This window comes from Nonomuraea lactucae (genome assembly GCF_003313395.1).
Lineage (GTDB): Bacteria > Actinomycetota > Actinomycetes > Streptosporangiales > Streptosporangiaceae > Nonomuraea > Nonomuraea lactucae.
The window spans coordinates 1-10,084 of the sequence record NZ_QNFZ01000953.1 but is presented as its reverse complement, the minus strand read 5'-3'; the positions used below and the strand labels follow the sequence as shown (position 1 = coordinate 10,084).

Annotated in this window: 9 protein-coding genes; 3 read left to right on the top strand and 6 right to left on the bottom strand. The window is 72.8% G+C overall.

Features of this window, described 5'->3' with window-relative positions:
• Both sepH and DQW85_RS33395 read right to left on the bottom strand, forming a co-directional pair.
• Window positions 1-1,700 (bottom strand): septation protein SepH (sepH, locus tag DQW85_RS46170; protein ID WP_205315600.1); only part of this gene is annotated, 1,700 nt, incomplete at its 3' end.
• Between the two features lie 161 nt (window positions 1,701-1,861).
• Complete coding sequence (locus DQW85_RS33395) at window positions 1,862-2,890, bottom strand: S8 family serine peptidase (RefSeq protein ID WP_113703761.1); 1,029 nt, start codon at window positions 2,888-2,890, stop codon at window positions 1,862-1,864.
• 160 nt (window positions 2,891-3,050) lie between these two features.
• Between DQW85_RS33395 and DQW85_RS33390 the strand changes: the two genes are divergently transcribed.
• A complete protein-coding gene (locus tag DQW85_RS33390; RefSeq protein WP_113703760.1) occupies window positions 3,051-4,037 on the top strand; it encodes a hypothetical protein in 987 nt (328 codons plus the stop codon).
• A 34-nt stretch (window positions 4,038-4,071) separates the two neighbouring features.
• Here DQW85_RS33390 and DQW85_RS33385 read toward each other — a convergent pair whose 3' ends face one another.
• From DQW85_RS33385 to DQW85_RS33375, 3 genes are read right to left on the bottom strand one after another with little or no spacing between them, the layout of a single operon-like run.
• Window positions 4,072-5,349, bottom strand: coding sequence for a D-arabinono-1,4-lactone oxidase (locus tag DQW85_RS33385; RefSeq protein WP_113703759.1), 1,278 nt, complete (start codon window positions 5,347-5,349; stop codon window positions 4,072-4,074).
• 42 nt (window positions 5,350-5,391) lie between these two features.
• Window positions 5,392-6,147: a polysaccharide deacetylase family protein gene (locus DQW85_RS33380; protein WP_113703758.1), complete on the bottom strand. Its 756-nt coding sequence runs from the start codon at window positions 6,145-6,147 to the stop codon at window positions 5,392-5,394.
• A 55-nt stretch (window positions 6,148-6,202) separates the two neighbouring features.
• Window positions 6,203-7,405, bottom strand: coding sequence for an MFS transporter (locus DQW85_RS33375; RefSeq protein WP_113703757.1), 1,203 nt, complete (start codon window positions 7,403-7,405; stop codon window positions 6,203-6,205).
• 94 nt (window positions 7,406-7,499) lie between these two features.
• Between DQW85_RS33375 and DQW85_RS33370 the strand changes: the two genes are divergently transcribed.
• Entirely contained in the window at window positions 7,500-8,732 is a 1,233-nt protein-coding gene (locus tag DQW85_RS33370) for a lytic transglycosylase domain-containing protein (RefSeq protein WP_113703756.1), read from the top strand.
• Here the strand turns inward: DQW85_RS33370 and DQW85_RS33365 are convergent.
• On the bottom strand, window positions 8,723-9,673 hold the full coding sequence (locus tag DQW85_RS33365; protein WP_113703755.1) for a ferrochelatase: 951 nt from the start codon (window positions 9,671-9,673) through the stop codon (window positions 8,723-8,725). The genes DQW85_RS33370 and DQW85_RS33365 overlap by 10 nt on opposite strands.
• A 57-nt stretch (window positions 9,674-9,730) precedes the next feature.
• On the opposite strand from DQW85_RS33365, the gene DQW85_RS33360 reads away from it, so the two are divergent.
• Window positions 9,731-10,084, top strand: a 354-nt coding sequence (locus DQW85_RS33360) for a TolB-like translocation protein (protein WP_476703624.1), incomplete at its 3' end; no start/stop codon positions are given.

Here is a 10,084-nt window from a genome sequence, read left to right as displayed (position 1 = left end):
GGTGCCGGGGCGCCGACCGCCTGCGAGGGCTCGTTGGAGGGCGCGGCGGCGGGCGGGGCGGTGGGCGGGGCGCTCTGGGGCGCCCCGCTGGTCTCCTCCTGGGCGGGCGTCTCCGCCATGGGCGCCGCCGCCACACCGGTGATGGGCTCAACGTCCATGGGCGCGGCGTGCACGGGCTCCACGGTCGCGGGTTCCCCGTTCGCCGGTCCGGCCTCAATGGGCTCGGCCTCCACGGGTCCGGCCTCAACGGGCTCGGCTTCGGCGGTGAGGCCGGGCTCGGTGGTGGAGGTGATCGGCGGTGGAGCAGGTGCCCTCTCGCCGCCCTGGGGAGGTGGCGTGACGGCCGTCTGGCTGGGGCCCGGTCGCGTGGCGGTGGCCGCCTCGCTGGTGGACGGCCCCTCGCTGGGCTTCGGTGGTGTGGTGGGCGTCGGCGGCGCTGTGTCCGCTCGCTCTCCCGGGGTGGCGGGGTGGCCGGTGTCGCGGGTCGCGGGCGCGTAGAACGCTTCCGCGTCGCGCCCGGAGCCACGTTCACCCGTACGGCCGGAGCCGAAGTCGGGGAGCCAGGCCGCGGAGCCGCCGCGGCGGGAGGCGTCGCCGGGGCGGGGATAGCCGGTGTCGCGGGCAGGGGCCTCCGGCCGGGAGGCGGGGCCGGTGCCGAGGCCGCTGTCGGGTGCCGGAGCAGGCGGGTCGAACGGCAGCTCCGGCGGCGCGGCCGGACCGCCCTCCCACGGTGCGTTGCGGGTGGCGGGATCACGCTCGAAGGGAAGGTGACGGGCGGCGGGATCGTGGTCGGAGGGTACGTCCCGGGGCGCCGGATCGCGCTCGAACGGAGTGTAGGCCGGGTCTCCGTCGAACGGGCCGGTCGCCTCGCGCGGCGGGCTGCCCGGAGCCCGGTCGAAGGCATGGGAGGGCAGGCCGAACTCGGCCGGAGGGCGCGGGTAGGCGGGCTCTGAGCCGCGCGCGGGCTGGTGGTAGCCGACCGCGGGCTCCTCCGGCTCCGGATCGCGCCGCACCGCGGACGGGAACGGCAGCGGGTCCGACCCGAGTGGCGGCACCGGCTGCAGCTTGGCCACGCGCGGCGTGAACGGCGTGACCGTGGTGTCCTCCACCGGAGGGTCGGGGTCGAAATCGGCCGACGACAGCCGCAGCGCCTCGTCGTCGTGGGGGGTCACGTGGCGGCGGCGGGGGTCGAAGAGCCATTCGGCGTGCCGCGTGTGGCCGTTCCACACGTAGCCGAGCTTGACCCGCCACAGCCCGTCATCGCGCTTGGCGGAGTCCCAGTCGATCTCGTCGGTGGGCACGCCGCGCCGGGTGAGGCGCTCCGCGACGAGGTCGCCGAGGGTGGGACCGGCCGACGACTCTCCTGGCATCCGTACGGCGACGCGCTGCGCCTGCTGGGCGACGTACTCCCGCTCCTGGAGCACGGGCCCCTCGAACCAGCGGACCCGTTCGACCGGGATGCCGGCGGTCGCGGCGATCTCCTCCGCGGTCTCTCCCGCGCGGATGCGCGCCTGGATCTCCTTGGGGCGCAACGGACTCTCCACTTCGATCTCGTACTGGCCGAGACGGGAGAAGTTGCCGCGGACGGCAGCACGGAGCCGGTCGTCCACGGGAAGTGTGAAACGGGTGCCTCGCCCGGCAGTCGCCAGCACGAGATAGGTGCCGTCCTCACTTACCGCGACGAGTCGGAGCTCCTGCATGCGAGTCCCTTCGTCAGCGTGCTCATTCTTCCCCCGGACCCATGAGTCTCTCGCGTGTGCCGGTTGCCTGCCAGCACCGTACCCGGCATGTCCGAACATCGCCTTCCTGGGATAGCCCCGGGGCGATGTGACGCCGGTCACATTTGTCGATTCCGTCATCGTCAGAACCCACCGGTCCGGAGAGTCCTTGACGGATTCTCGCGAATGACTGCGTGTGACGACGGGTGGTTGGGCCAAGACGCGAGTCGGACGGGGGTCGTCCCGGGATGGAGCTCCACGCCGGTGACGAGGACGCCCGCCCGTGCGAGGCGCCGCACGGCCGTGGTGAGGGCCGGGGAGCCGTCGGCGTCGGCGGCCTCGGCGGCGTCGGCGGACAGGACGGCCACGGCGGGCCTTCTGGCGTGCCTGCGCACCCAGTCGAGCCCCGCGACGACGTCGGACAGGCTGCCAGTCCCGTCGCAGCCGAGCACGCGGACCGACGCGAGCCGCGCCCGTGGCGCCACTCCGGAGGCGCGCCCGGCGATCCGGCGGGCCAGCCGCGTACCGTGGCCGGTGCAGTCGTCGCCCGTACCGCCGGTCGCGTCGAAGGCGCGCCAGGCCCGGTCCCCGAACTCGCCGCGAGCCGGATCCAGCCCGCTGTCCAGGACGTACACCGTCATCCCGTCAATCCCGTCAATCCCGTCGATTCCGGCGATCCCGATGGTTCCGGCGATCCCGTCGATTCCGGCGGTTCCGATCGTTCGGGCGGAGCCGGCGGTCCGGGTACCTTGTCCCGCCTCCTGGGGAAGGCCGTGTTTCGCCTCCCGGGCGGGGGTGCTCTGCGCGTTCCCTGGGAGGCCGTGATCGCCGCGTGCGGGGTGGATCCGGCGGTCGGGTTCCACGGCCCGCACGCGCGGATCGGCCCGCAGCTCGCCGACCTCCGCCGCGGTCAGCCACGTGGCGAAGCCGGGCAGCGCCGCGGTGTAGTAGCGGCGGACCCGCCAGCGGACCTCGCCGACGAGGTCTCGGGCGGCGTCCCGGTCACGGGCGGTGACGAGGTACGGCGGCGCGGGCTCGTTCGCGGCGGGCCGGCGGGCGGTTCCGGAGGCAGGGGTCACGGCGAGGGGCGCCGCCGTGGTCACGGCCGTCGCGACCGCAGTCGCCACGGCCGCGGCGAGATACACGGAGGGCAGGCCGAGTAGTCGGGGCACGAGCCCTGAGGGTGCCTGTCACGCAGGTCACAGGAACAACGGGACACGCCCTCGCGTCTATTCACGAGGAAGCTCTTTACCCGGCGCATGACGTACGGGTTCGGGCCGCACGACCGACGACGAAGCACTTCACGAGCATGAAAGGGGACTGGTCCAGGGCATGGGCGGCGAGCAGCGGAGGTTCGAGCTGAGCGTGCCGCAGATCGGGGGAAGTGCCCTTGCGGCGGCGACGGCCGCGGTGGCGGCCTCCTACCTGGGTGTGGCCGGCACGGTGATAGGCGCCGCGGTGATGAGCGTCGCCAGCACGGTGGGTACGGCCGTCTACACGCACTATCTCAAGCAGACCGGCGACAGGGTCAAGCAGCACGGCGTGATCGCCCGGTGGGGGCTCGCCGGCGAGCAGCCGTCCGAGGACGACGGGCAGGGCGAGCTCGCCACGGCGGTCCGAGCCACGGCGGTCCGAGCCACAACGGCCCGAGCCACAAGCGTCGGCCCCGCGAGTGTCGGCCCCGCAGGGGCCACAGGGGGCCACACCGCGGCCGTCGACGCCACGGACGTTCGCCCCACGGACGTTCGCCCCACGGACGTTCAGGCCAGGGCCGGTGATCGTGGCGGCGCCGAGGGCGACCCGCCGACTCTGGTGATGTCGCCGGTCGAGGTGGCGCCCGCGGGCCCCGTCCCGGGAGGGGGCGAGGGCGAGCCTGGGGGATTGCCGTGGAGGAGGCTGGCGGCCGTGGCCGCGCTGGTCTTCGCGGTCAGCATGGGCGGCATCCTGATCTACCAGGCGCTCGCCGGCGCCACGGTGCACGACCAGATGAGGGGCAAGGCCCGCGACAAGGCGCGTGACCCGGTGCCCGCCCGCGAGGAGCGGCGCTCCCAGGATCCGGCGCGCGAGCCGGGGGCGACGGTCCTCACCCCGTCCGCCACGCCGTCCACCAGCCCGTCCGTGTCCCCGACGCCGGCTTCCACGCCCAGGGCGAGCGGCACGCCGGCGCGCACCTCGCCCGCGTCCCCCGTGGAGACGCCCGCCTCCCCCGGCACCGGCGAGCCGACGGACGCGCCCACCGGCCCCTCGCCGGGGGAGACGGAGGAGCCCGGGGGGACGGAGCCGGCGCCGCAGGACGGGGAGCCGGAGGCCGACGAATAGAGCCTGAGCCGACCGTCGGCCCGGGGCGGCTCGGTCAGCCCAGCACCCGCTCCAGGTAGGCGTTGCCGAACAGCCGGTGGGGGTCCAGCCGGTCACGCAGGGCCACGAAGTCCGCGAACCGCGGGTAGACCTCACGCAGGTACGCGGCGTCCCGGGTGTGCAGCTTGCCCCAGTGGGGCCGCCCTTCCAGCCGCGTCATGATCTCCTCCACGCCCTCGAAGTAGGCGGGGTGGGGGGTGGGCCGATACATGTGGCACGCGACGTACCCCGTCGGCCTGCCGTACGCGGTGGAGAGCCAGGCGTCGCTCGGCGGCGTCACCCGGACCTCGACCGGGAAGGTGATCTTCCAGTCCATGCGCTCGATCAGGTCGCGCGTCTCGCGCAGCGCCTGGGCGAGGTGCTCGCGCGGCACCGCGTACTCCATCTCCAGGAAGCGCACCTCCCGGCGCGCGGTGAAGATCCGGTACGAGGCGTCCACGGCCTCGGAGGCGGAGAGCGCCGCCGCGCTGACGGCGTTGATGCGGGGGATCAGCCCCGGCCACCTCGCGCCCACGGCGCACGCCATGCCGAAGACGGTGTTCTCCAGGAAGACGTTGTCCAGCCAGTGCTTGAAGGCGCTCGGCGGCCGGGCCGGGCCGGGGTGCCGGTTGTTGGTCTTGACCAGGCACGCGTCGGTGTGCGGCAGCCAGAAGAAGTCGAGGTGCTCGTTGGCCGAGGTCGTCTCGTCGAGAGAGGCGAGCATCCCGCTCAGCGTGGCCCGCCGCCGCTCGTTGCGCAGCAGGAACGCGGGCTCCACCCGGAACGTCACCGAGGTGAGCACGCCGAGCGCGCCCAGCCCGACCCGGGCGGCGTCGAACAGATCCTCGCCGGGCGCGGCCGTCGCCACGGAACCGTCGGCGAGGACCAGTTCCAGCTCGCTGACCTGGTCGGCGAGGCCGCCGCTGTCGCGGCCGGTGCCGTGGGTGCCGGTCTGGATGGCGCCGGCGACGGTCTGCTCGGTGATGTCGCCCATGTTGGCCAGGGCCAGGCCGCGCTCGTGCAGCAGCTCGTTCAGCGCCTTGAGCGGCGTGCCCGCGAGCACGGTGACGCGGTCGCCGTCGTACGACCGGACGCCGGTCAGCGCCGTGGGGAGCAGCATGATCCCGTCGGTGAGGGCCACCCCGGTGAAGGAGTGGCCCGTGCCGACCATGCGCAGCCGCCGCCCGCTCGCGGCGGCGTCGCGCACGGCGCGCACGACGTCCTGCGTGGAGGCCGGCGTGCGTACTTCGGAGGGGCTGGCCGACTGGTTACGAGCCCAGTTCGCGAACACCATGAGCGCCCTCCGGGCCTCGTTCCGATTAAACGTGAACGATACTCAGTTCTGCCAGCCTTCCGGAAGCGGGAAGACGTCGCCCGGCTGCAGGTTCTCCTTCTTCGCGATGTCGGACACCTTGACGAGGTGGTAGCCGCGGCCCTGCAGCGTCTTGACGATGGAGGGCATCGCGTCGACGGTCTGCTTCACCCAGTCGTGCATGAGGATGATGCCGTCGGGCTGGGCCACCGCGAGCGTCTGCTTCTTGATGGCGTCCACGTTCTTGGTGTCCCAGTCACGCGACCCGGCCGTCCAGAGAATGATCGGCATGCCTGCCTCGGCCGCGATCTCGGTCACCTGCAGGTCCGTCAGCCCGTACGGCGGGCGCAGGATCTTGGGCTCGACGCCCGCGGCCTTCTTGACGGCATCCTGGGTCTTCTTGATCTCGCTCCGGATGGCCGCCGGCTCGATCGTGGTGAAGTTCGGATGCGTGTAGCTGTGGTTGCCGAGCTCGTGGCCCTCCTTGGCCATGCGCTTGACGTAGGAGGGGCGGCTCTTCACGTACTGGCCCTCGAGGAAGAACGTCGCCTTGGCGTCGTACTTCTTCAGCGTGTCGAGCAGTGTGCCCGCGTACTTGCCGGGACCGTCGTCGAAGGTCAGCGCGATGCACTTGACCTGCTCGCAGTCGACGGTCTTGGCGCGTTTCGCGGTCTTGGCGGTCTTGCCGGCCTGTGGAGTGGGATCGGCCAGCGCGGGAGCCGGAGTGAGGGCGAGGGTGACTATCGCGATGGCCAGGAGTGAAGCTCTTTGTCGGGACATAAATAGTCGTTTCCAATGTGAAGGGTGTTGCGAGGGATGTCTCGACCGTAGCGGATCAGGTCTTCGCGGGTGAAGCCGCGTCGGGAATCCGTAGCAAACCCGAACCTCCCACCCCCACCGCCACCGCGACGGCCGCGCTGGTCAGGGCGAAGCCGTAGGCGTTGGACGCGCCGAACGCCTCGGTGAGCCGGCCGCCCGCCCAGGCGCCGATCGCCACGCCGAAGCCGATCGAGGTCGAGATCCACGCCAGGCCCTCGGTCAGCAGCGACGGCGGCACCAGCCGCTCGGTGAGCGAGAAGCCCGTGATGAGCGTCGGAGAGATGGCCAGCCCGGCGACGAACAGCCCCACGGCCATCACCTTCGCGTCGCCGATGAACATGATCGGCAGCAGCCCCACCACGAACACGCCGAGCGCCCGCAGGAACCGTCTTCGCAGCGAGACCCGCCAGCGCCTCGACCCGAACCACAGCCCCGACACCATCGAGCCGCCCGCGAACGCCGCCAGCAGGAATCCGGCCGCGCCCTTGACGCCCTTCTCCTCCGCGAACGCCACCGTGATCAGGTCGACCGAGCCGAACACCGCGCCCAGCGCGAGGTAGACGCACGACAGCAGGGCGATGCCGGGGATCAGGATGGGCGAGCCGCCGCCGCTGCGGACCGGCTGGACCGGGGGCTGCGTGCGCCGCTGCGACGCCAGCGCCAGCGAGCCGCCCAGCATGCACAGCAGCGCCACCGCCAAGCCGGCGAACGGATTGATCTTGGTGGCCAGTACGGTCACCACGGCCGGCCCGGTGACGAAGATCACCTCGTCGGCCACCGACTCGAAGGCGAAGGCGGTGTGCAGCTTGGCGGAGCCGCCGTGCAGCCTGGTCCAGCGGGCACGCACCATCGAGCCCAGCGAGAGCGAGGTCGCCCCGACCAACAGGCCCGAGGAGTAGAGCGTCCACTCGGGCAGGCCCAGCCCCGCGCAGGCCATCAGGGCGGCCAGCGCGAGCGCGTTGACGGTGGCGAACGGGACTATCACCCTGCCCTGCCCGAACCGGTCCACGAGCCGGCCCGACAGCGGGGCGGCGACCGCGAAGGCCAGGTTGGTGGTGGCGGCCACCGCGCCGGCCGTGGCGTACGACTCGGTGAGCGCGGAGATCAGCAGCACGATGCCGATGCCCAGCATCGACATCGGCATCCGGCCGATGAAACCGGCCAGCACGAATCCCTTGACGCCGGGCCCGTCGAACAACCCCCGGTAAGGCCCGACCACGTGTTTTCCTCCTGTCGCACTTCCCGCCTACTTTTGCGTGCCATGTGCCCGGACGGCAAGTGCTTTTCCCGCCGTTTCGGCTAGCCTGTCGCCCGTGCCGGATCTTCCTTCGCTCCGCTCCGTGCTGCTCATGGCCGCCGCCGTGGCCGTTCTGACCGTGGCGGGCGGGGGAGTGGCGGTGGTCCTGGGGGGAGACGACGACCTGTTCCCCACGGCCCAGGAGCGACCCGCACGGCGACCGCGGCAACAGCCCCAGCGGACACCGCAGCAGCAGCCGCAGCCACGGCTCGACCAGCTCGTACCCACCACGGCACCGGCGAACGGCAACGGCAACGGCAGCGGGAACGGCACGGCGGGAGACTTCGGATCGGGTGGCCCCGGCGTCACCCCCACACAGCCGCACCTGCTGGCGATCGCCGGCGGCGAGGTGCCCAAGCGGACCCGCTTCGCGCTGGCCGGCGTCAAGAACGTGCGGAAGGTCACCGTGGTGGACGCCGGCTCGGTCAAGGTGTCGGGCACCGGCCTCAACCTGCTGGCCGTCGATCCGGCCCACTTCCGCTCGTGGACGCCGAAAGCCGTCGCGGACCAGCCCGCGGTCTGGGGCGCGCTGGCCAGGGGCGAGTTCGTCGCCGACGCCGCGGCCACGCGCCGGCTCGGGCTGGTGCTGGGCGCCGATTACCAGGTGGACGGCGGCCCCAGGCTGCGCGTCGCCGCCTCGGCCACGCTCGGGCTCAAGGGCATCGACGGACTGGTGGGCCCTGAGCTGGGCAGGCGGCTCGGCCTGGCGCCGGGCGTGGCGGTGCTGCTGCACGGCAAGGAGGGCGGCATCAGCCCGGCGCGCGTGAAGCGCCTGCTCGGCCCCCGATCCCAGGTGCTCTCGCTGGCCGCGACCCAGAAGAGGCCGCAGTCACAGGCGGGGCAGCCCGAGGGCTCGGTCACCGCGAACCGGCCCACCAGCTACCTCGACCTCTACAAGGTCTCGGCCACCCGCTGCCCGGGCCTGTCGTGGACCGTGCTGGCCGCGATCGGCCAGGTGGAGAGCTCGCACGGCCGCAACAACGGGCCCTCCAGCGCGGGCGCGCTGGGGCCCATGCAGTTCATGCCCGCCACCTGGAAGGCGTACGGCGTGGACGGCGACGGCGACGGCAAGGCCGACATCTGGAGCCCGTACGACGCGGTGCCCGCCGCCGCCGGCTACCTGTGCGCGAACGGCGCCGGCAAGGGCGGCCAGAAGCTGCGCAAGGCGATCTGGTTCTACAACCACTCCTGGGCCTACGTGAACAAGGTGACGGGCATCGCCGAGGCGTACGCCCGGACCTACGCCTGAGACCCCCGGACCGGGGAGGGGCAGCAGGTCAGCGGGCACGGCGCCGGCTCGGGCTCGTCCATCAGCTCGCGCACCATCCGCACGAACGCGGGGTGGGTGCCCGCCGTCGCGGCCCGCTCCATCGGCAGGCCCAGCTCGGCCGCCACCTGCCTGGCCTCGGTGTCGAGGTCGTAGACGACCTCCATGTGGTCGGAGACGAACCCGATCGGCACCAGCACGACCGCGGGCGCGTCGACCTTGCGCAGGTGGTCGCAGACGTCGGGCTCCAGCCACGGCACCTGCGGCGGCCCGCTGCGCGACTGCCACACCAGGTCCCACGGCCCGGTGCGGCCGAGCGCCCGGTTGACCAGCTCGGCCGAGCGGCGCAGCTGCTCCTCGTAGAGCCCGCCCCCGGGGCCGGCGGTGCGCGCCATGCTGAGGGGGACGCTGTGCGCGGTGAACACGAGCCGCGCGTCGTCGCGGCCGAGCCGGTCGAGCGCCCGCCGGGTGTGGTCGGCCACCGCGGCCACGAACCCCGGATGGTCGCCGTAGTGGCGCATCTTGACCAGCTCGGGGCCGCCCTCGACGGAGATCCTCGCGATGTCCTCGTAGTACTGCCTGCAACTGGAGTAGCCCGCGAAGGCCGAGGTGGCGAAGACCGCCGCCCTGCGCACGCCGTCGGCCTTCATCCGCAGCACCGTCTCCTCGCCGAACGGGTGCCAGTTGCGGTTGCCCCAGTAGACCGGCACGCCCGCCACCGGGCGCAGTGCCTCGACCAGGTCGCGGTTGTGCTGGTTGATCGGGCTGACGCCGCCGAAGCCCTGGTAGTGCTCGGCCACCGCCAGCAGGCGCTCGCGCGGCACGCCCCGCCCCCGCACCACGTTCTCCAGGAAGGGCATCACGTCGTCGGGTCCCTCGGGCCCGCCGAACGAAAGAACCAGGAGCGCGTCGTAGTTCCCCACGGCGACAACCCTATGCCGGAGCGCTCATGGCCCTGGCCAAGAGGTAGGTTCGATCAGGTGAGCGCATTCAACGACATTCGTGACTATGTGGCCATCCCCCGAGTTCTCTCGCTGAAGCTCTCGCCCGACGGTTCCCGCCTGGTCTCCGCTGTTCAGTCCCTCGACCCCGACGGCAAGTCGTACGGCACCGCGCTCTGGGCGATCCCCGTCGACGGCGAGCCGTACCGGCTGACCCGGTCGGCCAAGGGCGAGAGCGCTGCCCAGTTCACCGGAGCCGGTGACCTGCTGTTCACCTCCGCCCGGCCCGACCCGACGGTCAAGGACCCCGCCGACGAGGTGCCCGCGCTCTGGCTGCTGCCGCGCGGCGGCGGCGAGGCGCGCCAGGTGGCCTCCCGCCCCGGCGGCGTCGCC

Bases quoted from the DNA above. Each gene is read 5' to 3' on its own strand.
- DQW85_RS33390 (WP_113703760.1), top strand. From the start codon at position 3,051: ATGGGCGGCGAGCAGCGGAGGTTCGAGCTGAGCGTGCCGCAGATCGGG.
- DQW85_RS33385 (WP_113703759.1), bottom strand. From the start codon at position 5,349: ATGGTGTTCGCGAACTGGGCTCGTAACCAGTCGGCCAGCCCCTCCGAA.
- DQW85_RS33380 (WP_113703758.1), bottom strand. From the start codon at position 6,147: ATGTCCCGACAAAGAGCTTCACTCCTGGCCATCGCGATAGTCACCCTC.